This window comes from uncultured Phocaeicola sp., from assembly GCF_948499155.1.
Classification (GTDB): domain Bacteria; phylum Bacteroidota; class Bacteroidia; order Bacteroidales; family Bacteroidaceae; genus Phocaeicola; species Phocaeicola faecalis.
Map to the genome: position 1 here is coordinate 50,251 of NZ_CAOOSE010000008.1, position 26,075 is coordinate 76,325.

Annotated in this window: 18 protein-coding genes; 11 read left to right on the forward strand and 7 right to left on the reverse strand. The window is 41.3% G+C overall.

Annotated elements, in window-relative coordinates; translation table 11 throughout:
• Positions 1 to 6: 6 nt before the first annotated feature.
• Positions 7 to 1,383 (forward strand): cytochrome c peroxidase, encoded by a 1,377-nt coding sequence (locus QYT14_RS08075; RefSeq protein ID WP_288324923.1) that lies wholly within the window; start codon positions 7 to 9, stop codon positions 1,381 to 1,383.
• A gap of 114 nt (positions 1,384 to 1,497) precedes the next feature.
• Here the strand turns inward: QYT14_RS08075 and QYT14_RS08080 are convergent, their stop codons facing one another.
• From QYT14_RS08080 to purL, 4 genes are all read right to left on the reverse strand, one after another.
• Positions 1,498 to 2,070 (reverse strand): chromate transporter, encoded by a 573-nt coding sequence (locus QYT14_RS08080; RefSeq protein ID WP_288324924.1) that lies wholly within the window; start codon positions 2,068 to 2,070, stop codon positions 1,498 to 1,500.
• Positions 2,067 to 2,615 carry a chromate transporter gene (locus QYT14_RS08085; protein WP_237039776.1) on the reverse strand — a complete coding sequence of 183 codons (549 nt, stop codon included), beginning with the start codon at positions 2,613 to 2,615 and terminating at the stop codon, positions 2,067 to 2,069. The genes QYT14_RS08080 and QYT14_RS08085 overlap by 4 nt, the downstream gene beginning before the upstream one ends.
• Before the next feature lie 3 nt (positions 2,616 to 2,618).
• The gene (locus QYT14_RS08090) at positions 2,619 to 6,659 is read right to left on the reverse strand and encodes a hybrid sensor histidine kinase/response regulator transcription factor (protein WP_288324925.1); all 4,041 of its coding nucleotides are present in this window, start codon (positions 6,657 to 6,659) and stop codon (positions 2,619 to 2,621) included.
• A 79-nt stretch (positions 6,660 to 6,738) separates the two neighbouring features.
• On the reverse strand, positions 6,739 to 10,440 hold the full coding sequence (gene purL, locus QYT14_RS08095; RefSeq protein ID WP_288324926.1) for a phosphoribosylformylglycinamidine synthase: 3,702 nt from the start codon (positions 10,438 to 10,440) through the stop codon (positions 6,739 to 6,741).
• Positions 10,441 to 10,591: 151 nt separating this feature from the next.
• Between purL and QYT14_RS08100 the strand changes: the two genes are divergently transcribed.
• The 4 genes from QYT14_RS08100 (at position 10,592) to QYT14_RS08115 (ending at position 14,367) form a co-directional block, all read left to right on the forward strand.
• The gene (locus tag QYT14_RS08100) at positions 10,592 to 11,251 is read left to right on the forward strand and encodes a LysE family transporter (RefSeq protein WP_237039773.1); all 660 of its coding nucleotides are present in this window, start codon (positions 10,592 to 10,594) and stop codon (positions 11,249 to 11,251) included.
• Positions 11,252 to 11,322: 71 nt separating this feature from the next.
• Complete coding sequence (locus QYT14_RS08105) at positions 11,323 to 11,865, forward strand: DUF4924 family protein (protein ID WP_288324927.1); 543 nt, start codon at positions 11,323 to 11,325, stop codon at positions 11,863 to 11,865.
• A gap of 69 nt (positions 11,866 to 11,934) precedes the next feature.
• On the forward strand, positions 11,935 to 12,792 hold the full coding sequence (rfbD, locus tag QYT14_RS08110; RefSeq protein WP_237039771.1) for a dTDP-4-dehydrorhamnose reductase: 858 nt from the start codon (positions 11,935 to 11,937) through the stop codon (positions 12,790 to 12,792).
• A gap of 6 nt (positions 12,793 to 12,798) precedes the next feature.
• Entirely contained in the window at positions 12,799 to 14,367 is a 1,569-nt protein-coding gene (locus QYT14_RS08115; RefSeq protein WP_288324929.1) for a peptide chain release factor 3, read from the forward strand.
• A gap of 626 nt (positions 14,368 to 14,993) precedes the next feature.
• On the opposite strand, the gene QYT14_RS08120 is transcribed toward QYT14_RS08115, so the two are convergent.
• Positions 14,994 to 16,118 (reverse strand): 6-bladed beta-propeller, encoded by a 1,125-nt coding sequence (locus tag QYT14_RS08120; protein ID WP_288324930.1) that lies wholly within the window; start codon positions 16,116 to 16,118, stop codon positions 14,994 to 14,996.
• Positions 16,119 to 16,582: 464 nt separating this feature from the next.
• Between QYT14_RS08120 and QYT14_RS08125 the strand changes: the two genes are divergently transcribed.
• The 6 genes from QYT14_RS08125 (at position 16,583) to QYT14_RS08150 (ending at position 22,899) form a co-directional block, all read left to right on the forward strand.
• Positions 16,583 to 18,397, forward strand: a complete 1,815-nt coding sequence (locus QYT14_RS08125) for a glycosyl hydrolase (RefSeq protein WP_288324931.1) — start codon at positions 16,583 to 16,585, stop codon at positions 18,395 to 18,397.
• 3 nt (positions 18,398 to 18,400) lie between these two features.
• Entirely contained in the window at positions 18,401 to 18,661 is a 261-nt protein-coding gene (locus QYT14_RS08130) for a glycosylhydrolase-like jelly roll fold domain-containing protein (protein ID WP_347280227.1), read from the forward strand.
• Between the two features lie 87 nt (positions 18,662 to 18,748).
• Positions 18,749 to 19,111 carry a BlaI/MecI/CopY family transcriptional regulator gene (locus QYT14_RS08135; protein ID WP_288324934.1) on the forward strand — a complete coding sequence of 121 codons (363 nt, stop codon included), beginning with the start codon at positions 18,749 to 18,751 and terminating at the stop codon, positions 19,109 to 19,111.
• Positions 19,112 to 19,128: 17 nt separating this feature from the next.
• Positions 19,129 to 20,721 (forward strand): M56 family metallopeptidase, encoded by a 1,593-nt coding sequence (locus QYT14_RS08140; RefSeq protein WP_288324935.1) that lies wholly within the window; start codon positions 19,129 to 19,131, stop codon positions 20,719 to 20,721.
• A gap of 43 nt (positions 20,722 to 20,764) precedes the next feature.
• Positions 20,765 to 22,114 carry a tetratricopeptide repeat protein gene (locus tag QYT14_RS08145; RefSeq protein WP_288324936.1) on the forward strand — a complete coding sequence of 450 codons (1,350 nt, stop codon included), beginning with the start codon at positions 20,765 to 20,767 and terminating at the stop codon, positions 22,112 to 22,114.
• An 11-nt stretch (positions 22,115 to 22,125) separates the two neighbouring features.
• Positions 22,126 to 22,899, forward strand: coding sequence for a hypothetical protein (locus QYT14_RS08150; protein WP_288324937.1), 774 nt, complete (start codon positions 22,126 to 22,128; stop codon positions 22,897 to 22,899).
• Between the two features lie 203 nt (positions 22,900 to 23,102).
• Here QYT14_RS08150 and QYT14_RS08155 read toward each other — a convergent pair whose 3' ends face one another.
• On the reverse strand, positions 23,103 to 25,154 hold the full coding sequence (locus tag QYT14_RS08155; RefSeq protein WP_288324938.1) for an alpha-L-fucosidase: 2,052 nt from the start codon (positions 25,152 to 25,154) through the stop codon (positions 23,103 to 23,105).
• The gene (gene miaA / locus QYT14_RS08160) at positions 25,151 to 26,056 is read right to left on the reverse strand and encodes a tRNA (adenosine(37)-N6)-dimethylallyltransferase MiaA (protein WP_288324984.1); all 906 of its coding nucleotides are present in this window, start codon (positions 26,054 to 26,056) and stop codon (positions 25,151 to 25,153) included. The genes QYT14_RS08155 and miaA overlap by 4 nt, the downstream gene beginning before the upstream one ends.
• Between the last annotated feature and the right edge of the window lie 19 nt (positions 26,057 to 26,075).

A 26,075-nucleotide genomic window follows, 5' to 3' on the forward strand; every position in this document is an offset into this window, starting at 1 on the left:
TGTAACATGAAGAAAAGTACAAAACTAATTGTGGCACTGTTGGTTGTGGTGGCAGCATTAGCAGTTACTTACCGACTGATGAACCGTGTGCCGTCTGCCGATTTGGAAGCAAATGCGCAGATGCAGCAAATCATTACGGATGCCGGATGTTTGAGATGTCACACCTCAAATCCTGACTTGCCGTTCTATGCCGGTATGCCCGTGGCTGGGAAGATTGTGATGGAGGATGTGAGCAAGGCTTATCGTGTTTTTGACATGACTCAGATGGCGCAAGACCTGGAAGCTGGAAATCAGGTGGATCAGGTGACTTTGGCGAAAGTGGAAAAAGTTATTTTGGATGGCAAGATGCCTCAGGCTAAATACTATTTGGTGCATTGGGGAGCTTCTATCAGCGATGCGAAAAAGGAATTGGCCCTTAACTGGGTGAAGAATCATCGCATGGGGCTGATGACGGACACTAATGTGGCTCCTGAATTTGTTAATGAGCCTATTCGTCCGATTGCTGATTCTATTTCGGTTGATGTGCGCAAGGTGGTATTGGGTGATATGCTTTATCATGACACTCGTTTATCTGCCGACAATACGGTGTCTTGTGCTTCTTGTCATGGTTTGGATACAGGTGGTGTGGATAATAAGCAGTATTCGGAAGGAGTGGGTGGACAGTTTGGTGGAGTAAACGCTCCGACTGTTTACAATGCTGCTTACAACTTTGTGCAGTTTTGGGATGGTCGTGCCGGTACTTTGGCAGAACAGGCTGCGGGTCCTCCTTTGAATCCGGTTGAAATGGCTTGCGAATCTTTCGAACAGATTACTGCCAAGTTAGCTGAAGATAAAGACTTTGTAAAAGCATTTGTAGAAGTATATCCGGACGGACTGAATGAGAAGAATATCACTGATGCGATTCAAGAGTTTGAAAAGACATTGTTGACTCCCAATTCACGTTTCGACCTTTATCTGAAAGGTGATAAGAATGCCATCACAGCCGATGAGCTTGCCGGATATGAGCTTTTCAAAAAGTATGATTGTGCAACTTGCCATGTGGGTGAAATTCTGGGTGGACAGTCATACGAATTAATCGGTGTGCAGCATGATTATTTTGCAGACCGTGAGGCTGAAATGACGGAAGAAGACAATGGCCGGTTTAAGCAGACGAAAGCAGAGCGCGACCGTCATCGTTTTAAAGTGCCGGGACTGAGAAATGTGGAGCTCACTTATCCTTATTTTCACGACGGAAGCATGAAGACAATGGAGGATGCTGTACGTGCGATGGCCAAGTATCAGTTGGGCATCGACCTTCCGCAACAGGAAGTAGATAAGATTGTATCTTTCCTCCGTACTTTAACCGGACAGTATAAAGGACAGACGCTGACAAATAAAAAATGAGTATCTAGGAGGTCGGAGAATGCTCTGAAGGCTGAGGAGATGCTTGTAGGATAAGAATGTCTCAAAAGTAATCGGAATAGATACGACTACTTTTGAGACATTCTTGTTTACGGATTAATAAAGGAGGAATCCCGCTAGTCCGCAGAGTATAATCATTAATATAGGATTTATCTTGTACTTACGCGTTCCGAGGAAAGCTGTAAGGAAAATGAGGACGCTTATAATGAATTGATACCAATCTACTTTATAACTGCCGAAGTTTTCTTTGTTCATTAAAACGAGGGCTGCGGCAGCCAGTAAACCTACTACTGCCGGGCGCAATCCGCTGAATACAGCTTCAACAGCCGGGTGCTTTTGATATTTCAGGAAGAATTTGCTGATGGCAATCATTAATACAAAAGATGGAAAGACTACAGCAAATGTTGCTACAATGGAACCGATGACGGCGAAAGCTTCGCTATATCCCGCATTCAGTACGGCAGTATATCCTACATAGGTAGCGGAATTGATACCGATAGGGCCTGGAGTCATCTGACTGATGGCCACGATGTCGGTAAATTCACTGGCATTAATCCAGTGATAACGTGTTACTACTTCTCCTTGAATTAAGGAAAGCATGGCATAACCGCCTCCAAAACCAAAGAGGCCTATTTTAAAGAATGTATAGAATAAATAGAGGAATATCATTTTGATGTATGTTTATGTTTGTACTTGCCATAGAAAAAACCTCCTGCTCCGGCAATGATGATAATATAAACGGGGGATACCCCCAACAGCCAGATAAGAAGTGCCGATACTATAGGTATCCATATAGTATAGCGGCTTATCTTTGCCGATTTTGCCATTGAGAAAGTGGGAGCGGCAATTAATGCGACCACTGCCGGACGGATTCCTTTGAATATATTTTCTACTACTTCATAGTTCTTAAATTGTTGGAAAAATAGGGCAATGGCCAAAATAATGATGAAGGAGGGGAGTATTGTTCCGAGTGCCATGGCCAATGCTCCTCTGAATTTGCGCAACTTATATCCTATAAAGATAGCGATGTTTACGGCAAATACGCCTGGAACAGACTGAGTAAGTGCTAATAAATCGATAAAGTCGTCTTTGTCAATCCACTTTCTTTTATCCACTATTTCATCTTGTATGAGTGGAACCATCGCATAACCTCCTCCGATGGTAAACAGGCCAATCTTAAAAAAGATGGCGAATGATTTTAAATAGAAATTCATGTCTTAATTTTGTTTCATATAAACGCTTGGCGGTACGTCAAAGTACTTTTTAAAACTATCTGTAAAATATTTCGGGTCGCCAAAGCCCAACATATCCGAAACTTCGGATACTGTGTATTTCTTGCTTTTCAATAATATGGCAGCTTCATTCATGCGCACTTTACGGATAAACTCACTGGGCGAATAATTTGTCAATGCTTTTATCTTGTTATAAAAGCTGCTTCTACTCATGTTAAAGGCAGCGCATAAAGTGTCTACATTTAGTTCTTTGCTCAGATTACTTTTAATGGTTTCGGTTACTTTTATAATAAATTCCTGATCTAAGTCCAATGGCGGGTGAGGCATACTTTCTTCCTCTGTGGTGAATTGGAATTGGCTGTAACGTTTGCGTATTAGTTCTCTGATGGCAAGTACGTTGGCTATGTTGGCTTTTAATACACTGACATCAAACGGTTTAATGATGTATCTGTCTGCTTTGCTTTGTAATCCTTTGATAATACTTTCTTTATCATTCAATGCGGTTAGCAGAATGACAGGAATGTGGCTTGTCTCTACATCATTTTTCACAATGCGACACATTTGTTCTCCATTCAGTTCCGGCATCATGATGTCTGAAAGAATGAGGTCGGGCTGTTTGTTCTTGATAGAATTAATTACTTCTTGTCCGTTGCAGACACCTGTTACTTGATACTCGTCAGATAATATTTGTAATAAGAAAGTACGTAACTCCACATTGTCTTCGGCTACCAGAATATAGGGAGCTTTTTTGTCTCCCTGTTTAAGTGGGGAGATGGGGGGAGTAGTGACTTCCTCTTTGCTTTCTTCCCTCACGATTGGAAGCGGATCGATGACATCAGTTTTTGGGAAGAGTTTGTTGTTGTATTTACTGCTTTTTATGGGAAATGATAACTTAAAGGTAGTACCCACATTCTCTATACTGTTTATACTAATCTTTCCACAGTGGTTTTTGATGAGTTTGTAAGTAAGCATCATACCGATACCACTGCCGGTAATTTGTAAATTAGTGGCATTTTTTCCTCTGAACAGTTCTTTGAACATTTTCTTCTGGTCGTTGGACGAAATACCGATTCCGGTATCAGTGATAAGCAGAAACCAATGGCTCTTGCTTTTAGAAGTCTGGACTTTGATATTTCCTCCCTGTTGAGTGTATTTCAGCGCATTAGTCATCAGGTTTCTGATGATGGAATCCATTTTGTTTTTATCCAGCCATACCTCCTGAGAAGTAAAATTGGATTCAAAATGAATTTTGATTTGTTTTTTCTCAGCGTATAGGTTGAATTGCTTCAGATAAGACTTGATATATGAATTCAATTCATATCTGGATACATAAACGTTGGATGTATAAAGTTCTTCTTTTTCGAAATTAATCAGATTACTGGCCAACTCGGACAAGTTGTTTGTATTCTGAATGGCAAGGTTAACATTAATCTTACCCTGTTCTGTCAGTTGTTCATTCTTCAGGATTTCTCCCAACGGCGCTTTTATTAGAGTCAGCGGTGTACGTATGTCATGGGCGGTATTGATAAAGAATTGAATTTTCTCTTTAGAATTATTCCTGTCTTTTCTTAACCATAAGAAACGTAAAATGCTTACTGTTACCAATATAATGATAACGAGGTAAATAATGCCGGCCCAAAAAGTTGCCCAGAAAGGCGGCGTTATGGTTATTTTTATTGCTCTTTCTTCTAATACATGTTCATCATCCATCAGAATGGTTCTCACTCTCAGTTTGTAATTTCCGGGATTGATGTTGGTATAACGTATCAGATTGTCTGCCGTGGGCGTTGTCCATTCATCATAAAATCCTTCTAGCTTCCAAGTGTATAGAATATTAGACGGGTTGTCGTAATTAATGGAAGATACATTCAAAGAGAATATATTTTGGCTATAATCTAAAGTAATGTGCTCCGTATCGTCTATTCCTTGGGTTAAAGGAGAATCCTTTTCGCCGGGGAAAACCTTTTGATATAAGATGCTAAAGTCACTGAATATCATTTTAGACTTGAAACGATTTGGCAGGCTTACGGTGTCTGCAATTTCAATGGCTCCGTTCCCTGTGCCGAATATGAAATGTCCTGATTGGGTGTGTACACCTGCTGAAGGGTTGAAGTTCACAGTCATCAATCCTTGTTCTTTTGTCCAATTAGAGAATATTCTTTCCTTTACTTTGAAACGGGTGAGCTCATTTTCTGTACTGATAATCAGATCTGTTCCCAAAGCCGGTAGAATGCAATAGATATTGTTGGAAATCAATGCTGAGTTTTTCATGTGATAACGCACGACTTTGTCTGTGTTATTATTATATACCCACATGCCCGAACCATGAGTACCAATATAGGTAATATGAGCAACGGTATCTTGATAAAGCGTATTGATACATCCGATTCCTGAATCCAGATTGACTGGTTTCAGTGTTTGGTTTCGTTTGTTGAATTGGTATAATCCGTTGATGGTACCTATCCATAAGTTGTGTCGGTCTTTATTTTTGATACAGGTAACTGGGAAATCCATGCTGTAACACTGTATTTCTTTCGTTTGCATATTATAGCTCTTTAGGTTATAATAGCCGCCTGCCCAAATGATTCCATCATTGTCTTTGTAGATGCAACGTATGTATTTATCAGGACGAATAGTAGTCCATCCCAACGTGGAATGTTGAGAAAAATATTTGGGTACCATGTCTTTTTTATTGATTTGATACATTCCCGACATATATCCTCCTACCAATATGGTGCCAGGGACTGTTTCGCACATGGAGATAAAGACATGGTTCTGGTTTTGTGTGTCATTTTGATAAGTGGATAGTAGGCACTTCCACTGTTTGTTCTTAGAATTGTAGAAACAGATGCCATTACTTGTCGCATACCAAATATCGCCTTCTGAATCTTCCAGAATGGAGTTTACTTGATTATCTATTAGTGAGTTTGGATTATCATAAGAATGTTGTATCCATTTATATCCGGGATATTTATTCGAGAATAAAGTAATTCCGACAGGATAAATGGCCATCCATAATTTGTCATCTTTATCAATGAATATGTCATTCACGATATTCCCATTCATTTTATTTGAATGGTTGTGGTCGGCAATCAGAAAAGGGGATAATTCACGGGTGAACAAATTGAGTTTATAAACACCGGTTCCATTGGTCGCTATCAGGACTTCGTCTATTTTCTTAGGATTGGCTATGATTGTATTGACTGTAATGTCCAACAATTTTGTGGGGACATCCATTAATTGTTGAGTATTGATATTATATAGATATATACCGTCTCTCAGTGTTCCTATGATTAGAGTTTGAGTGTTTTTGTGGAAATACAGATAGGTGACAACCTGAAATTGTTCCAATTGGGGATGTCTTTGTATCTGTAGTTGGTGATTGTTAATTAGTTTAACGCAAAATACATTATGATTTGTTCCTAAAAAATATTGATTGTCTCCGGCTTCTGTGATGCAGGTGATTTCTTCCTGGATAGAACTGGTCAGATGGATCAGCTTTTCCTGGTTGATGTTAAAAATATATTGCTTCTCTTTGGTACAAAGCCAGATATTGTTTTTATTGTCCAAATAAGTGCTAGTGAGTGGAAGTCCACTGTTACTTTTATCTTTGCTGGCAAAATTGCAGGCTAGTTCGTATTTGTCTTGTAGCGAGTTGTATTTAAAAATATATCCATTCTTTCCTATTTCCCAAATGACACCTGTTGTATCTATTTCCAGAGTATTCAGGTTGGGAAAGGATTTCATGTTGGGGTGTCCGTCTACCGATAAGTCATAATGGACATATTGCTTGCCATTGTATCTGTCAATTCCTTCATGGGTGAGGAACCACATATATCCTTTGTTGTCTTTTTGTATGGACAGGACTCTACGACTGCTCAAACCATCGTTAGTATCTAGATACTGATAAAGTTGGGCAGAGACAGATGTTATAAAAGTAATCGCAAAATATATAAGTAAAAGAGTCCTTTTCATAATGGTATTTAGACGCGAAAACCTCACAAAGCTCGCAAATTTTCTTGTCATTTCAAAATCTATTATATGCAAAAAAAGCGGCAATCAGTATGATATACCGCTTTTTTAGTAAATATAACAAATTGTTTTATTATTTGTTCATTTCAACCCATTTTCTTGCATTGACAAATGCTTCAATCCATGGTGTTACTTGGTCATTATTTATTCTATCAGAAGGATAGTAAGCGTTCTGCCATGGGAAACAAGAACGTTCCAAATGCGGCATCATTGCCAAATGGCGTCCATCTGCACTTGCTAATCCGGCTACGCCATAGTCTGAACCGTTCGGATTACCGGGATATTCGTCGTATGAGTATTTCAATACCACATTGTATTTATCCTCTTCATAAGGTAATGAGAATTTGCCTTCTCCATGTGCTACCCAAATACCTAGCTTGCTGCCGCTTAATGAGCCGAACATAACACTTCTGTTCATCGGGACTGTTACACCAACAAACTTAGATTCAAATTTATGTGATTCATTGTGCAGCATTTTGGCTTTTTTGTTATGCTCAGGATTAATTAATCCTAATTCAATCATTAACTGGCAACCGTTACATACGCCCAGTGACAAGGTATCTTTGCGTGCATAGAAATTATCCAATGCTGCTTTGGCTTTCGGGTTGAATAGGAATGCACCTGCCCATCCTTTTGCAGAACCCAAAACGTCAGAGTTGGAGAATCCTCCACAGAATACAATCATATTGATATCTTCCAGTGTTTCGCGTCCGCTTACCAAGTCGGTCATTGTGACATCTTTCACGTCGAATCCTGCCAAGTAGAGCATATATGCCATTTCGCGTTCGCCATTGGTACCTTTTTCACGAATGATGGCGGCCTTGATGCCGGTCGGAGTACGACGCTCTGGAGTGATTCCGTATTGTGAAAGCTTTCCAGTGAATGATTTATCGAATACAAATTCCAACGGTTGTTCTTTGTAATTCTCAAAGCGCTTTTTGGCACAACCATTCATACTTTGTTTGCGGTCAAGTAAATAAGAAGTAGAATACCAAACATCACGCAGATAGTCAATGCCGAATTGGTAGGTAGCATCTCCTTTTGTTACGAGAATATGGCGTTCGTCTGTCGGTGTACCCAACTTCACGTAGCCAATACCGGCATCTTCCAATATCTTCTTAACTTCAGCTTTGTCTTTATCTTTCACTTGAATGACAATACCCGGATTTTCGGCAAACAGAATCTTAATAATATCGTCTTCCTTTATTTTGTCAAGGCTGATTTCCATACCGCCTTCCATGTTTGAGAAGCACATTTCGAGCAGTGTTGTGATGAGACCACCGGCTGAGATATCATGACCTGCCATAATCAAGCCCTTGTTGATAAGTTCTTGTATCGCAAGGAAAGCGTCGCGGAAATATTCGGGATTTTGAACTGTCGGAACATCATCTCCTACTTTATTTAAAGACTGTGCGAAAGCAGAACCGCCCAAACGCAACTTGTCAAAACTGAAGTCGATATGATAAATGGTGCTCTTGGCATCATTTATCAATACAGGAGAAACAACTTTCTTCACATCGGAAACTTCACCGCCGGCTGAAACGATAACAGTTCCCGGGCTGATGATTTTTTCTCCGTTTGGATACTTCTGAGTCATAGACAGGGAGTCCTTGCCGGTCGGTACATTGATTTGCAGTGCGCAGCAGAAATCAGATAATGCCTTGACAGCCGTATAAAGACGCGCGTCTTCACCTTCCTGTGCACGGCACGGCCACATCCAGTTGGCAGACAGCGAAATGCTATCCATCCCTTCTGCCATCGGAGCCCAAACAAGATTGGTTAATGCTTCGGCGACTGATAATACAGAGCCTGCTGCCGGATTAGCCAAAGCTGCTTGCGGAGCATGTCCTAAAGAGGTGGCAATACCTTTTTCTCCTCGATAATCAAGAGCAACGACACCACAGTCGCTCAACGGCAGCTGGATTTCGCCCTGACACTGCTGGCGGGCAATCTTACCTGTTACCGAACGGTCTACTTTGTTGGTTAACCAATCTTTGCAGGCAACTGCTTCCAGCTGAAGTACACGGCGGATATATTCGTTTAATTTTGAAGTTTCGTAAGTTACATTTTCATAATGACGTTCTACGGTCTTGTCAATCATATAAGTTTTCGGAGAAGAACCGAACATTTGATCTACTGCCAAATCAAATGGACGAACACCATCGGCTTGTTCAAAGGCAAAACGGGCATCACCGGTAGTTTCACCTACCGTATACATCGGAGCGCGTTCGCGGTCGGCTATCTTTTGCACGTGTTCGATAGCCGATTCATCAATCAGCAATCCCATACGTTCCTGAGATTCATTGGCTATGATTTCTTTGGCAGATAAGGTCTTGTCACCGATAGGCAGTTTATCCATGTGGATTAGGCCACCGTTTTCTTCTACTAACTCAGACAAACAGTTTACGTGACCTGCCGAACCATGGTCGTGGATAGAAACAATTGGGTTATTTTCTTCTTCACACAATGCACGAACGACGTTATAAGCACGTTTCTGCATTTCTGCATTGGCACGTTGAACTGCATTGAGTTCGATTCCCGATGAGTATCGACCTGTTTCAACAGAGGAAACAGAACCGCCACCCAAACCTATTCGATAGTTGTCACCACCCATAACAACTATTTTGTTTCCTGTCTCGGGATGACCTTTCAGACAGTCGCGTTGAGTACCGTAACCCACACCGCCGGCCAGCATGATAACTTTGTCGTATGCGTACTTTTCACCGTTTTCCTGATGTTCGAAAGTTAATACAGAACCGCAAATCAGCGGTTGACCGAACTTGTTGCCAAAATCGGAAGCACCGTTGGAAGCCTTGATTAAAATCTGTTCGGGGGTTTGATACAACCATTGGCGTACAGGCAGGATGTCTTCCCATTCACGACCTTCTTCTGTACGAGGATAAGAAGTCATATAGACAGCTGTACCTGCAATGGGCCATGAACCTTTACCACCACCCATACGGTCACGGATTTCACCTCCGGTACCGGTTGATGCACCGTTGAATGGTTCTACGGTAGTAGGGAAGTTATGTGTTTCAGCCTTCAGTGAGATAACTGTCTTGATGTCTTTGATAATGAAATAGTCGGAGGTAGAATGGTCGGCCGGAGAGAATTGTTCCACAACCGGACCTTCTGCAAAAGCCACATTATCTTTATAGGCAGAGATAATTTTGTTGGGATTTTCGGCAGTGGTCTTTTTAATCATCTGGAATAAAGACGATTCCATCTCTTCGCCATCAATGACAAATGTTCCGCCGAAGATTTTATGACGGCAATGCTCTGAATTAATCTGTGCAAAACCGAATACTTCAGAGTCGGTCAACTTGCGTTCCAAGTCTTTTTCGACTTTCAGCAAATAGTCCATTTCTTCACGAGACAGTGCAAGGCCTTCTTTCTCATTGTATTCTTCCAGATTCTCGATGTAAACAATCGGCTGGGGGGTGATGTTAACAGTGAAAATGTCCTGGCTCAATCCTTTATACATGCGTTGTAGCATGGGGTCGTATTCAGCATTTTCATCTTTCACAGGGAAATATTCCTCAATGCGTTGTACACCTGTCAAACCCATGTTTTGAGTAATTTCGACAGCATTTGTACTCCAAGGAGTTATCATTTCCCGACGTGGTCCGATGAAGCAACCTTTCAGGTTCTCTTCGCTTTCTACAGTGGCTTCTCCATAAAGCCAACTCAGTTTTTGAATATCTTCAGAAGCCAGTTCATGATTGACTTCTGTTGCTATTACACTTTTAGTGGGTGTTCTGAAAAATAGAATCATAGCACTTTTATAGTTGTTTTGTTAATTGAAAACTAGGTTGTAATATCAAGAGTCTATTAATAAGGTGCAAAGTTACATAAAAGAGCCGGGCTATGAAAGAATTTTGTGTGTAAATATAGGTATTTTCGCAAAAAAATACCATCTTTGCAGCATGAATTGGATAGAACAAGTAACCATACTCGATTTGCTGGTGAAAGGACTTATAGTTGGCGTAGTGGTTTCTGCGCCCTTGGGTCCTGTTGGGGTACTTTGTATTCAGCGCACACTGAACAAAGGACGATGGTATGGATTTGTTACCGGACTGGGGGCAGCCTTGAGTGATATAGGCTATGCTCTGATAACAGGATATGGAATGAGTTTCATGGATGAATTCCTGGCAAAGAACCAAGTGCTTTTACAGATTGTCGGTAGCGTTATGTTATTAATATTCGGTGTTTATACTTTCCGTAGCAATCCTGTCCATTCTATCCGTCCTGTATCTTCTACACCAGGTAGTTATCTGCATAATTTTGTCACGGCATTCTTTGTGACATTCTCTAATCCTTTGATTATTTTCTTATTTATCGGTTTGTTTGCCCGCTTCTCTTTTGTGATGCCCGGTAGTCCGTTGGGACTTCAGTTGGTCGGTTATCTGGCCATTGTGTTAGGGGCACTTTTGTGGTGGTTCGGTATTACGTATTTTGTCAATAAAGTACGTACTCGTTTCAATCTGCGTGGCATTTGGATTTTGAACCGTGTAATCGGTGTTATAGTAATGTTGATGTCTGTGGTCGGCTTCATTTATACTATATTAGGAAAAACGATGTACTGACAGGAAAACATATCTTGCGTGAAGCACGTTGAACCTTATAATTTTCAATTTGTAACTTAAAAAATAAAGAAATGTTTATCTCCAAACAGTTAAAAGAAAATAATATAGCCGAATACCTTATATATATGTGGCAAGTGGAAGATATGATACGTGCCAACGGCTGTGATATAGAGAAGATAAAGAAAAACATTGTGGAAGCTTATCCTCTGACGGAAGAGCAGAAAGTAGAATTGACACAATGGTATATAGACCTGATTGAAATGATGCGTCGTGAAAATGTGATGGAGAAAGATCATTTACAGATAAACAAGAATATTATTACTTGGTTGACTGATTTGCATCTACAGTTGCTTCGTTCTTCCAAGTTCCCTTATTATAGTGCGGCATATTATAAGGCGTTGCCCTATATAGTGGAACTCCGTGCCAAAGGTGCCAATAAGGAGGAACCCGAACTGGAAACCTGTTTTGAGGCACTTTATGGGATATTATTGTTGAAGTTGCAAAAGAAAGAAATCAGTGAAGAAACCAAGAAGGCACAACAGGCTATTTCCGGTTTGCTTGCTATGTTGTCCAACTATTATATAGAGGATAAAAAAGGAGAATTGGAATTCTAGCGCAACTGCTCCTGCTTGTCAGTAGGGTGTTTCCCTTATTAAAGATGTGACAGATTAATTTAAACGAAAATGAAGAATATATTGGTGACCGGTGCTAACGGCCAATTAGGAAACGAAATGCGTGTGCTTTCGCTTGAAAACAAAGAATATAACTACTTTTTTACGGATGTAGCCGAACTGGATATTTGTAATGAAGAAGCTGTAATGGCTTTCGTTAAGGAGAATGCTATCAATGTCATTGTGAATTGTGCTGCTTATACGGCCGTGGACAAGGCGGAAGATAATCAGGAGTTATGTGCCAAACTAAATAGTGAGGCAGTCGGTTATTTAGCAAAGGCAGCAGAGGAGAATCAGGCGGAATTCATTCAAATTTCTACAGATTATGTGTTTGACGGAACCAATCATGTGCCCTATAGAGAAACCGAACCGACTTGCCCTAATTCTGTATATGGCATTACTAAATTGGCCGGTGAAAAGAAGGCTTTGGAATATTGCAGTAGGGCGATGGTTATTCGGACGGCATGGCTATACTCTACATTTGGCAATAATTTTGTGAAAACCATGATTCGTTTAGGTAAGGAAAGGGAGTCATTGGGAGTCATTTTCGACCAAATAGGCACACCGACTTATGCTCGCGACCTGGCGTCTGCTATTTTTGCAGCTATCCGTAAGGGCATCGTTTCCGGCATCTATCATTTCAGTAATGAAGGAGTCTGTTCCTGGTATGATTTTACCAAGTCCATTCACCGTATAGCCGGTATTGGCAATTGCAGGGTAAATCCTTTGCACACAGATGAATACCCGGCAAAAGCTCCCCGGCCTCACTACTCTGTATTGGATAAGACAAAGATAAAACACACGTATGGCATCGAGATACCTCATTGGGAAGAGAGCCTGGAACAGTGTATCAAGGAATTAAATGCATAATGATATATGAACAACGAAATAGAAAGAAGACGAACGTTTGCGATTATCGCACATCCGGATGCCGGTAAAACATCATTAACAGAGAAGTTGTTGCTTTTCGGTGGACAGATTCAAGTGGCCGGAGCCGTAAAGAGCAATAAGATTAAGAAAACTGCAACATCCGACTGGATGGATATTGAAAAACAGCGTGGTATCTCTGTTACCACTTCTGTGATGGAGTTTGATTATCATGATTATAAAATCAATATTCTCGATACTCCGGGACACCAGGATTTTGCCGAAGATACTTATCGTACTCTGACGGCTGTGGATAGTGTAATTATCGTGGTGGACGGTGCGAAAGGTGTGGAAACGCAGACGCGTAAACTGATGGAAGTGTGCCGTATGCGTAATACTCCTGTTATTATATTTGTCAATAAGATGGACCGTGAAGCTAAAGACCCGTTCGATTTGTTGGATGAGTTGGAAGAAGAACTTGCCATTAGTGTTCGTCCTTTGACATGGCCTATTGAAAGCGGTCCTCGTTTTAAAGGCGTATATAATATTTATGAACAAAAACTGAATCTTTTCCAGCCTTCCAAACAAGTTGTTACGGAAAAGGTGGAAGTAGATATTAATACCGAAGAGCTTGACAATCAGATAGGATCCCCTCTGGCAGAGAAACTCCGCAATGAGCTTGAGCTTATCGATGGTGTTTATCCCGAGTTTAAGGTAGAGAGCTATCTAAAAGGAGAGTTGGCTCCGGTGTTCTTTGGTTCGGCATTGAATAACTTTGGTGTGCAGGAGTTGCTTGACTGTTTTGTGGAGATTGCTCCAAGTCCGCGCCCTACCAAAACGGAAGAACGTGAAGTGGAGCCGGATGAATCTAAGTTTTCCGGATTTGTATTCAAAATCACGGCCAATATTGACCCTAATCATCGTTCTTGTATTGCTTTCTGTAAAGTGTGTTCGGGAAAGTTCTCTCGTAATACACCTTATTATCATGTGCGGCATGACAAGACGATGCGCTTTTCTTCGCCGACACAGTTCATGGCACAGCGCAAGACTACTGTCGATGAGGCATGGGCAGGCGATATCATTGGTTTGCCAGACAATGGTACCTTTAAGATTGGCGATACATTGACCGAAGGCGAGAAATTACATTTCCGGGGTATTCCCAGTTTCTCTCCTGAAATGTTCAAATATATCGAGAATGCTGATCCGATGAAACAAAAGCAGTTGGCAAAAGGTATTGATCAATTAATGGACGAAGGTGTGGCTCAGCTGTTTGTCAATCAGTTCAACGGACGTAAGATTATCGGTACGGTAGGGCAGTTGCAGTTTGAAGTAATTCAGTATCGTCTGGAAAATGAATACAATGCAAAATGCCGTTGGGAGCCCATCAGTCTTTATAAAGCATGCTGGATAGAAAGCGATGACGCCGAAGAGTTGGAGGCTTTCAAAAAACGTAAGTATCAGTATATGGCCAAAGATCGTGACGGACGTGATGTCTTTCTTGCCGACAGTAATTATGTTCTTCAGATGGCTCAAATGGATTTTAAGCATATTAAATTCCACTTTTCGAGCGAATTCTAAAAAGAAGAAATATCTTCTATCTTCCATCTTCCATGAGGCAGGCAAACCCCCTTCATGGAAGATTTTTTATTCGGAAGCTCGGTCTATAGAACACTCCAAATATGATGTGCTCCCAAGGGTTCAGTTGTAATTCTTGGGAGTTTAACATTTTCTAATTCCCTTTTACATATACACATTCGGGGCCAGTCATTATTCTTGGGGGGGCTTAAATATCATATCACAAAGGGAAGAGTAAGCCGTTTCATAGGGTCAGCCAAGGCTTTTTGAACGGAAGATTACTACAGACTCCGGCAGTGGACTGTACGGTCCACTGTAGCAGACTGTACGGTCCACTGCAACGGACTATACAGTCCATTGCCGAAGACTGTAGTAATTCGACTGACAGACAGGCATAATCGAAAGGACGAAAACGCTTAGGCTGCCTAATGAAACGACTTAGTGAGTTTAAAACGTATGTAGAGGTTAAATTTCCAAGAACTACAACTGAGCCCTCCCAAGTCTAATGGGGATGTATGAATCTCCTGTCGACCATACTCCCGCTTTGGGGAGTATGGTCGACAAGATGTAAATAACAGTTCAGACGCAGGTGCTCATGTTTTGTTTTTTGCCCGGATATTGAAATTCAGTTATCTGAGCAGATATTTCACAATAACGGGATTGTCGTCTTCTGTGATGCCGTATCGGTTAAGAAACGTTTCGTCCAAACTTTCGGGTGAAATGACACGGAAAATGGATTCCCGATTGTAGCCGTTAGTAAATGGGGCTGCGTCTTTAATGGAGAGAAAGCGATTGCTTACTAAATTGACATGAGGGTATATCCCTTCTTTTTCGGGGTTATACATCGCCATAAAGTCTTTTCTTGATTTTCCGTCATATCGGATGACTGTATAGAACAGGCATATTTTGTCTTTGATATTCTTCAAATCATTCAGTTGGATTTTCAGCACCTGGGGCTTGGGGTTTGTCAATGCGCTTGCGCCGACGTCTTCCCAAGGGATACATCTGTCTCCCAACACAAGTAAATGGTTTGGTACCAGTTGGTTGTCTTTTAATAGGAAAACCATGTCATTGTAATAATGATACATAAACAGACCTGCGTCGGTTTCCGTAAAATAGGTAGAACCTAAAAATGCTTCTCCTATCTCCATCTCTCTGTCATGCTTGGACAACACTTGGCTAGTCCCGCTTTTTATGTCATATTTCAATAAATCCGGAGTGACAGCGTTATTGCTTGATACATAATACACGGCTTGTTCTGTAGGAGACAGGTGGAAATTGGTAAAACTATAGTCTTCCGGGAGGGGAAAGTCGCGGAGAAAATTGCCGTCAAAATCGAATATTTTCATTTTGCGTCCCATATAGTCCATGATATACAGTTCTTGCCGGTCGTTGTCCAGCTCCATCTGCTTTATGTCAATAAACTCTTTCGGCCCTTGGCCGTAACTGCTTATTTTACTGATAAACTTGCCTTTCTTGTCAAATTTCAGCAGGGATTCCTTTTTAGGCGAAAAAATGAAATAATAGTCTTTGGATTCTTGGACGATTCCTACTCCATCAATCAGGCAATCATCCGTTGTTTCTAAAGGAATTACTTCCATATCCGTCACAAGCGAGTCTAACGGATATTCAGCGTCGGGCTTAATGGCAGATATATCTTCCAGACTAAACGAAGGGTAGTCTTTGGGCTGGCCGGTGGTACATGCGGTGAAACATATACCGAGCAGAAAAGCGGATAAGATGTATGTTTTCATTTATTTATACTTTTGATGGGTGTTATTATCTTGGTTTGTCCATGCAAAGATACTGGAATGTTTTTGATTCACAAATTAATCCGTCAGAAAAAGAAGAAAATATAAATGGCTGATAATCATTTGATAATAAATAGCGATTTATTCTTTATGCGACAAATGAGCCTTTAAAATTTAATGATGGAGAGGGAAAATGGCACTCGGCTCTGTTAAGAACATCATGCCTGATGCCTAATAGGGGAGTTACCCCTAAACGATGCCCATTGTTTGGGAAAGTTGTTACCATTGTTTTCATAAACTGTTACTACTGTTTGGGGAAAACCTCTTCTGGCTTTTTGTGCCTTGAAAGTTCACTTTAGTTAAAGTTTATTTCATCTGCCGCCAATCTTTGGCGGGTCGTCTTTATTTTTATATCTTGGATATATATTACTTTTTAAATTGTAATCAAGGATACAATTCACATGGTTATGAAGATAAAATATTTGCTTTTGTTTTCTTTATTGATGCTGGAGTATTCATTAGCTGCCGTTCCCAATGACCGGCAGAGAAGTTTTCTTTCTCCATCTGTGGCAGATTGTCCGTGGGCTGTTTGGAGTTGGGATAATAAAGATATCACTTTTCAGTCGGTGAGAGATAAGTTGGACACGATGCGCAAAGTTGGTTTTGGCGGGTGTTGTATTTTGGCTGTCGACGCTTATCGGGAACCGGGATATTGGCGTGTGCTTAATTTTGCAATGAAGGAGGCCGACCGGCTTGGGTTGGACTTGGGAATGCAGATGAGTGACCATGGTTTGCTGCCGGATGATATACGGATTACTCCTTCGGAAGCTATGCAGAGGTTGGTGTGGAGTGATACAATTGTAGACGGAGGAACTTTGCGCAATCTTTCCTTGCCTCAACCCGATACTTATAAAGGATATTATGAAGATATATCAGCTTATGCATTTCCTGCGGGCTCCGATAATGTCGGCCTCTTATCAGCTTCCGGGGAGGCCATTTCACAAAAAGAAAACTTTGTAGGGCTGGAGCAATCCATACAGTTGCCTGTGTATCAGGGACGTATTACCGCCCGGTTGCCTGAAGGGAAATGGCGTATATTGCGCATGGGGCATACAGCTGTTGCTCCTGCTGATAGTGTTGCCGGACAAGTGCAAGGACTGAAATGTGATAAGCTGAGTGCCGAAACGGTATACAAACTATGGACGGATTGGTTTGCTCACGTATATAGAAAGGCAGATACTGAACTGGCTCGGCGTATATTGAAGTATGTTTATATGAATCATTGGACTGCGGAGAATCAAAACTGGACAAAGAATTTTCCTGCTGAGTTTGAAAAACGGCGTGGCTATGATTTGATTCCCTATCTTCCTGTATTGGCAGGAGTTCCGATGGAAAGTACCGGTCGGGTGGAAAGCATCGTTCGGGATGTGCAATTGACTGTCAATGAATTATTGACTGATGTATTCAGTACGGTTTCCGCTGATTGTTTTCGTCAGTACGATTGTCGGATAATAGGAGAGGGTGTACCTCGTAACAATGGGCTGGTTAAGATTGACGGAACTTGGAAAGAAAGTCCGGCTATGTTGAAACCTTTACTTGACCGCAACTTTGTTGCCGGTGATGATAGGCTTTTCTTTTGTATAGATAATGGTGTGTGTGAAGTAGCTGCGGAAACTTCGTTAAACGCTGAAGCAGAAGGACAGAGTCTTTCTGATACAATTGCAAATGAGAGAATAAATGACGCTTGGATGGACAGTCTCCGTATTGTGTCCAATTATAATCGGAATTGGTGGGAAGAAAGCAAACCATTCCTTGCTTATGCTTCCCGGTGTCGAAGTTTGTTGCAGTATGGACGTCAGGTGAATGGTTCTCTATTATTTATTGACGACACTATTTCCTCTGATATACTTTGGACACATCGTAAGGATGAAGAAACGGACGTTTATTTTTTGGCTAGTCAGGCAGACAGTATGCGTGCGGTTACGGTGTCTTTTCCCATTAGTCACCGTATGCCTGAATTATGGAATGCGGTTACAGGAACGATATTTCGTTCTGCTAATTGGAAAGAGGTGGAAGGTCATACGGAAGTGACTTTGTCTTTACCTGCTTATGGTTCCGTCTTTGTGGTGTTTCCGAAAGAAGATTCCGGGGTTGAGGCTGTGGAGCCAACTTTGACAATGTCGATTGCACTGAAAATAAACGAATGGACGGTCAATCTCTCAGAAATATATAAACGTATTACTCGTCCTGTTCTTTTTGACAGGAATCGGGAGGAGAATTAACAGATAAAGAATTATTTTGGCCGTTCTTTCTATAAAGGACTTTTCATGTGGAGGACTCCTCGGGAAGGACGTATCATGGTCAGATTGGGAAAAGTGAATGATATGGCAACTGTCCGTATCAATAGCATCAATTGTGGTACGGTGTGGACTGCTCCTTATGAAGTGGATATCACTGATGCACTTCGTAATGGAAGCAATGTGATAGAAGTGGAAGTACTTCCTTCGGACTGGGAGGGCCCGATAGAATTTGTACGGGAAGAATAAAAACTACGGCTTTTAGTTTACTTTAACTATGAGTATTAGTTTAGTAACTAAAATTTTTAGTTTATTTGTGGTAAACAAAAGAAGCTTATGAAAACGTTGACTGCAAAAGAAGAGGAAATCATGGGGTATTTCTGGGAGAAAGGCCCTTTGTTTGTAAAGCAATTGCTTGAGTTTTATGATGAACCGCGTCCTCATTTCAATACACTTTCTACGATAGTACGCGGATTGGAGGAAAAAGGTTTTCTGCATCATGAAGTGTTTGGAAATACTTATCAATATTATGCAGTGGTGAGTCGGGATGATTTTAAAAAGAAAACATTGAAAGGAGTAATCAGTAAGTACTTTAACAATTCATATCTGGGAGCCGTATCGTCACTTGTAAAGGAAGAAGACATTTCGGTGGAGGAATTGAAACTGTTGATTCGTGAGGTTGAGAATGTCAATAAATAAATCAACGGACAGTAACTATGGGAGCATTTTTCGTTTATATACTTAAATCATCAGTCTGCCTGGCGGTATTTTATTTATTTTATCGCCTGTTGCTTAGCAAGGAAACGTTCCATCGTTTCAACAGATTTGCATTGCTTGGCATCTTGCTTTTGTCCTGCATGGTGCCGTTCATGAAGATGACAGTGAAGGAGCCGACTGAGATGCATCAACAATTTCTTACCTTGGAAGAATTCTTGTCGACGGTAAGTCCGGTAGAAGAAGTTGGAAATGCAATGTTGGTGCCTGATTTTACATGGAGGGAAATGCTTTTATTGGTTTATTTGTCGGGCATGGTTTTCTTTTTTATCCGTACTCTTTGGGCATTGTTCCGTATGTTGCATTTGATTAGGGACAGCCGGATAGTCAGTCGGGAAAATGGGATTACTATCATTGCCCATCAAAAGAACATAGCTCCTTTTAGTTGGATGAAGTTTGTGGTGCTTTCCGAGACGGATTTATTGGAAAATGGTGCGGAGATTTTAACTCATGAAGTGGCTCATATCCGCAAACATCATTCCGTTGATTTATTGGTGGCGGATATATGTATCTTTTTCCAATGGTTTAATCCGGCTTCTTGGCTATTGAAACAGGAATTACAGAATATTCATGAATATGAAGCAGACGCATGCGTAATCAATCAAGGTATTGATGCGAAAAGATACCAGTTATTATTAATTAAAAAAGCCGTTGGCACAAGGCTCTACTCTATGGCCAACAGCTTTAATCACAGTTCACTTAAAAAACGTATTACTATGATGTTAAAAGAAAAATCAAGTCCATGGGCACGTTTGAAGTATCTTTATGTACTTCCGTTGGCAGCTATTGCAATAACTGCTTTTGCCCGCCCCGAAGTCTCAACAGAATTAGATGAGATTTCTGCCGTCAAAGTTAATGATTTGACTGCAATTGTGAAAGCCGAAGAGGTTAAAAGTGCAGAAATTCTGTCGGAAGACGGAATAAAAGTGAAAGGACGTGTGCTTGAAGGAGTTCATAACCGTGGGATAGCAGGTGCTAATGTGTATATCAAAGGTTCTGCTACCAGCGTTGTTACCGATGGAGACGGTCGTTTTGCCATGACAGTGAAAGCGGGTGATATCTTGCAGGTTTCTTATACCGGCTATAAAACGGTGGAGGTTAAAGTTGCTGCAGATGCCACAGAACAGAATCTTGTATTTGTAATGTCTGAAGGACAATCGTCTACGGGAAAGCAAGTGCTTCAGATTGCAGAAGAGATGCCTTCATTTCCCGGTGGCATAGACGAGTGTATGCGTTACATAGTCCGGCACGTGAAGTATCCGGCAATATCCATAGAGCATGGTGTTCAGGGGATAGTATCTGTGCGGTTCATTATTGAGAAAGACGGAAGTATTTCTAATCCGAAGATTGCCAAAGGGGTAGACGAGTATTTGGATAAAGAAGCTATAAGAGTCATCATGAGCATGCCTAAATGGAAACCGGGTAAACAAGGAGGTGTTCCTGTACGTACCCAGTTCACACTGCCCGTTAAGTTTAGGCTGGTCGTTGATGAAGCTAAGAAGGACAGTACGCCTTTGCAGAATGGGAAAAAGTAAGAATGATATGGGGTGAATAACTATAAAATTAAAGTATAATGCTATGAAAACATTTGTAACACTCATGCTATGTCTATTGCCGGTGACAGTTTTTGCTCAGGCACACGATGAAATTAGTTTGGCTATGGAAGAGTTTGATTATGATAAGGTAATCCATCTGATAGCCCCCGACACAAAGGATTCATTATTGTTATCGACTAGGATACAGGCGTTGAAGGCCATGAATCGTTATCCGGAAGCCATTGTCGGTTTGACTTCTCTTATTGTGAAGGATAGCGCGGATACAAAAGTATTAATAGACCTGGCTGAGTGTTACAAATTAATGGGTAGTCCGCGTCAGGCGGCTAATTATTATCAGAAGGCGGTGAGTTTGCGCCCGGAGAATAAGTTCTTCCGTTTGCAATATATACGTTCCTTATTGAATGCGGAGGATTTTAAAGAGGCGCGTGAGGCTTGTCATGGCTGGCTGGAACAAGATACGGTTTCTGCCACCGGATATAAGTACTTGGGGCAGGCTTATGAGGGAATGCAGGATATATCCAATGCTTTTTTCAGTTATAATATTGCCTATCGTCGAGATTCTCTGGATGCCCAGACCGTTGCTCGCATAGCCAATATATTTAATAATAACCAGCAATTTGCAGATGCCGTTGACGTGACGGAGCGTTATCGGCTGACCGATACGACAAGTGTGGATGTTAACCGCCAGAACGCCAAAGCTTATTGTATGTTGAAAGATTATAAGACGGCTATCGAGCGTTATGAAAGTTTGAAGCGAATGGGCGACCGCAGCTTTCTTACCTCTTATTATTTAGGTATATCTTATTATGGGGACAATTGGTTTTATGGTTCATACGATAATTTGAAGGAAGCGTATGCGAAAAACCCTACTGATATTAATGTATTATATTATTATGCAAAATCCTGTTCGCGCACTTCATGGAAGAAAGAAGGTGTTGAGTTTATGGAAAAGGCTGTAGAGATAGCTTCTCCCAATGACAGCATACTCGAACGTCTCTATAAAGGTTTGGCAGAATGTTATGGTTATGCCGGTGAGATTTATAAGAAGATAGAAGCCATGAATCATTTGTATAAATTGAATAAAGACTATAAGCTGTTCTATAGCATAGCCAGAGCTTATGATTTGAACAAAGATTATGAGAACGCTGTGCATTTTTATGAAAAGTTTATGTCTTTGACTCCTAAGAATCAACGTTTCCCTTATGATGAAGAAGGAAAACTCATTGAATCTGCTACCACTACGTATCAAGTGGCCGAGAAAAGAGTGCAGAAGATAAAGGAAGAAGATTTCTTTAAGAATGGAGCGCCTGATGATTTCTTTTTTGCTCCCAAGAAAATAGATATAAAGAAAGATACGATTGTCGCTAAGTAATAAAAGACTTTATGATGAGACACAACCGGATAGCAAAGTTATTGTTGATACTGATTATTCCTTCCTTGTTGGGATTAATCTTTACTTATATCTTTCGTGGATATACCACCAATTGGATGCAGATACTCTGTTACTCTTTTGCTCCGTTGGTATCTTTTATTGTTGTCGCTGTTCGTTTCAGGGGAAACCGGATGGGGCTATTGCTTTTGTGGACGGTTGTGGCTTCTGTCGCATTCAATGTGCCTTTGCAAAACTGGCTGTTCCATTCTGCCGATGATATAGTCCGTTATGTTTCAATAACAGATTTATATAAGGAAAAGAATAAGCCTCTATATTTTACTTTCGATCGTTTGGAAGTGGATTATAAGAGGAGAAGCACTGTCAGCATTTGGCGTGAACATACCAGACGTATATCACGGCATTCCTATCGGACAGAGAAGAAGCAGTATTGGTATTCGGTATCACCGGCTTTTGAGGATTCATTGCCTACACATAAATATACAGAAAGAGAAGTAAAGGCATGGGTTGCTTCTGTAAAGCATGATAAGCAGGATTCTTTGGTATGCTATGAATGGTGCACTTTCGATGTGGAGGATTATAAAAAGGCAATTGATAAATCGCGTTGTAAAGTGCAGCATTCGGATGCGCCTGTCATTAAACCGCTTTACAAGCAATTTATAACGAAGAGCGAGTGGCGGAATATTTTTTTTAATGTAGGTTTGCTCGTACTCTCCATCCAGGTGTTGATTGGAGTAATTATGAATTATAGGACCGGAAAGTCCTGACAGCTTCGTTTTTCACATGCCATTCAACTTGGTAATGATTTCCTTTCACACGTAACGAGTACTGAAATCTCCTGTTCATGGGGATTCTATGTGAAAGCTGCTTTCTTTGCAATGGGGGGATTTAAGTCGAGCTATAATATAAAGTATCCTTAAATCGGGCTGTTGTATGCCGGATTTAAGGATACTGTTGTCTTAGTATATACCTACTGTTTTATTCTGATAGTGAGATTATGCAATTCCGTATCGGTATGTTGGGTTGGCAGATTATTTTGTTTAACCTGTAACTTGATAGCAGATTGCTTTTTGTCTTTATCGGGCACAGTATATATATAGCGTTGTTTGTAAACGACTTGCTCTTCCGAAGGACGGAGCAGGTATCCTGTTTCCTTTTCAAATCTGTTGTATAAGCGTAAGACAATTTGATTCACCCCTTTTTGTAGATGCAATAATACCTTTTCTTCACGGAATTTGCAACGGTACGGGTTTAAATGCTTCATAACAGAACGGCCGTTTAGATAAACCTCGATGCCGTTTCCGGCGCCTACATCCACTAATACATCTTGTGCAACCGGCGATTCGACTTCTTGCAATACAAAATAAGTCTCAAGGATATTGGCAGGGAACATCATCTTTTCTTCGCTCATTTCTTTCCACTGTCCGTTCCTTATAGGAGCTTTATCGAGACTGACATGGATATTGGAAGGGGCATCGAACAGACTGCTGCCCGGTCCGCAGAGATAGCGCTTTCCCCATTTGGTTTTAGGGTTTACTTTCAGAGGGCTGGCCTTTGCTCCGTTTAGTATTACTCTTTGTTCATTTCCGGTCGGGTTTGTAATGACAAGTTCTTTGCCGACTTCCTGCGGTGTATAAGTCAACTCCAGTTGGGTATTGCGATTGGGGATTTCCCATTCATAGCTTACAGTGCTGCGATAGTTGCTGTAATAATCGAAACAAGAGTAACTGTAATTAGGTACATATTCATGTGTGCTGGCAATAGGTGCTGTCACGTCCATGTCTAAAGAAAGAACTTCTATATCAGTATTGTTATACGCCGTTTGGGGCACAGTGATATGCAGATTCCCTTTCTTTTGGCTGATATGGGTGAAGTTGCCTTTTGCCTCTTTCAGCTTGAAGCCCGGAGTATTCAGGATAATTTCGCCGTGTAGAGGATATTTTCCTGACAAAATCAGATAGAGTTTATTTTCTTTTCGAGTGATAGCTCCCCATTCATACTGTTCACGGAATGGAGAAGCATCTGTGCCATAAATGGCTTCTCCGTGTTTTTCCAGCCAAGCACCGATTCTCTCCAACACTTCTTTTTCGAAAGGAACAACGGAGCCGTCGCCTTTAGGTCCGATATTGAGCAGGAAGTTACCTCCGTGCGAAACGACATTGATAAGGCTGCGTAATTTCTCCATTGCTTTAGTATGCACATCTCCTCTTTCCTGCCATGAACGGTAGCTCCATGTTTCATTGAACATGGAAGCAGCCGACTGCCATGCAGTCTGTAGAGCTCCTTCGGGATAGGCATTGTCAGCCATGACTGCAAAGTCATAACGGTCATTTCCAAGACGTCCGCTTACCATACAGTCTGGTTGCAGTTTGTGAACCAGTTCATAAAGTTCCTGACTTTGTTGGGGGGTATTGGAACCCATATCAAACCAAAGTTCGGAGATAGGTCCATAATTGGTGAGCAGTTCCGTAACCTGTTGTTTCGTAAACTCATGGTGTTGCGGGGTAATAAAGTCACAGTTATGGCTGGAAATGGGATAGGCTTGTGGAAAATGCCAATCAATCAAAGAGAAATACATGCCGAAATTGATGCCTCCGCGTTTGCAGGCTTCTGCCAGTTCTTTTACGAAATCGCGTTTGCCGGGAGTGGCATCGTAAGAGTTATAGTCGGTAGTTGCCGTCTTAAACATACAGAAGCCGTCATGATGTTTGGTTGTGAAGACGATGGAACGCATTCCGGCTTTTTTAGCCAAGGCAACGATGGAGTCAGCATGAAAAAGGGTAGGGTTGAAACGGAGTGCCGTATCTCCATACCAGTCACTGAAGATGCCGGCAAAAGACTGTATCTGTTCACTGTATCCGCGAGTGACAGGCTTGCCTTCCCATACACCGCCCAGTTCGGAATAAAGTCCGAAATGGATAAACATGGAGTATTTATTCTGATGCCAGCATTTTTGCGATTCTTTTCCCGATGCCGGGATGAGCATCATGCACATTAATAATAAGGTAAGCAGTTTTTTCATGATAGTTGTTTTTTAATATGTTCCATTATCTCTTCTTGTTGGTCGGGATGAAACCAGGTGATATCCGTATCCCGTTTAAACCAGGTCATTTGTTTGCGGGAATAGATGCGTGAGTTTTGCTTTATTTTCTCAATGGCAAAGTCGAGCGTCCATTCACCATCCAGATATTTGAATATTTCTTTGTATCCCACTGTATTCAGCGAGTTCAACTCTTTGTAGGGATAGACACTGCGTGCTTCTTCCAGTAATCCCTCTTGCATCATAATATCTACACGATGGTTTATGCGGCTGTATAGCTCTTCACGGTCGCGTGTCAGTCCTATTTTCACAATGTGGAAAGGGCGTTCTTTGCAGTTGCGGGTGCGGAATGAAGTGTAAGTCTTGCCGGTCATGTAGCAGATTTCCAGTGCATGGATTACCCGTTTGGGATTCTTTAAATCTACTATTTTGTAATATTCAGGGTCAAGCAACTTCAGTTCGGCACAGAGCTTGTCCAATCCGTCTTCTTCATAGCGTCGGAGCATCAACTCTCTGGTTTCCTTGTCAACGGTGGGAATATCGTCGATACCTTTGCAAATGGCATCCACATACATCATGGAACCTCCGGTGAGTACAACAGTATCGTGTGTTTGGAATAAGTGTTCCAACTGGTTCAATACATCAGCCTCATATTGTGCGGCACTGTAATAATCAGTCAGTCCCAGAGTGCCGACAAATAAATGAGGCACGCGTGACAATTGCTCGGGAGTAGGGGCGGCAGTGCCTATTTTCAAATCTTTATAGAGTTGGCGGGAATCTGCCGAAATAATAGAGGTTTGGAAATGTTCGGCAATGGAAAGACTTAGTTCTGTCTTTCCTACACCGGTAGGGCCAATGAGGACGATAAGGGTGTGAGACATCAGGCTTAAAAATAAAAGGGGC

Coding starts and splice junctions, on each gene's coding strand:
- QYT14_RS08120 (WP_288324930.1), bottom strand. CDS start 16,118: ATGAAAACATACATCTTATCCGCTTTTCTGCTCGGTATATGTTTCACC.
- QYT14_RS08105 (WP_288324927.1), top strand. CDS start 11,323: ATGTTTATCTCCAAACAGTTAAAAGAAAATAATATAGCCGAATACCTT.
- QYT14_RS08080 (WP_288324924.1), bottom strand. CDS start 2,070: ATGATATTCCTCTATTTATTCTATACATTCTTTAAAATAGGCCTCTTT.
- QYT14_RS08140 (WP_288324935.1), top strand. CDS start 19,129: ATGGGAGCATTTTTCGTTTATATACTTAAATCATCAGTCTGCCTGGCG.
- QYT14_RS08145 (WP_288324936.1), top strand. CDS start 20,765: ATGAAAACATTTGTAACACTCATGCTATGTCTATTGCCGGTGACAGTT.
- QYT14_RS08075 (WP_288324923.1), top strand. CDS start 7: ATGAAGAAAAGTACAAAACTAATTGTGGCACTGTTGGTTGTGGTGGCA.
- QYT14_RS08090 (WP_288324925.1), bottom strand. CDS start 6,659: ATGACAAGAAAATTTGCGAGCTTTGTGAGGTTTTCGCGTCTAAATACC.
- QYT14_RS08115 (WP_288324929.1), top strand. CDS start 12,799: ATGAACAACGAAATAGAAAGAAGACGAACGTTTGCGATTATCGCACAT.
- QYT14_RS08100 (WP_237039773.1), top strand. CDS start 10,592: ATGAATTGGATAGAACAAGTAACCATACTCGATTTGCTGGTGAAAGGA.
- QYT14_RS08150 (WP_288324937.1), top strand. CDS start 22,126: ATGATGAGACACAACCGGATAGCAAAGTTATTGTTGATACTGATTATT.
- rfbD (WP_237039771.1), top strand. CDS start 11,935: ATGAAGAATATATTGGTGACCGGTGCTAACGGCCAATTAGGAAACGAA.
- QYT14_RS08155 (WP_288324938.1), bottom strand. CDS start 25,154: ATGAAAAAACTGCTTACCTTATTATTAATGTGCATGATGCTCATCCCG.
- QYT14_RS08085 (WP_237039776.1), bottom strand. CDS start 2,615: ATGAATTTCTATTTAAAATCATTCGCCATCTTTTTTAAGATTGGCCTG.
- QYT14_RS08135 (WP_288324934.1), top strand. CDS start 18,749: ATGAAAACGTTGACTGCAAAAGAAGAGGAAATCATGGGGTATTTCTGG.
- QYT14_RS08125 (WP_288324931.1), top strand. CDS start 16,583: ATGAAGATAAAATATTTGCTTTTGTTTTCTTTATTGATGCTGGAGTAT.
- purL (WP_288324926.1), bottom strand. CDS start 10,440: ATGATTCTATTTTTCAGAACACCCACTAAAAGTGTAATAGCAACAGAA.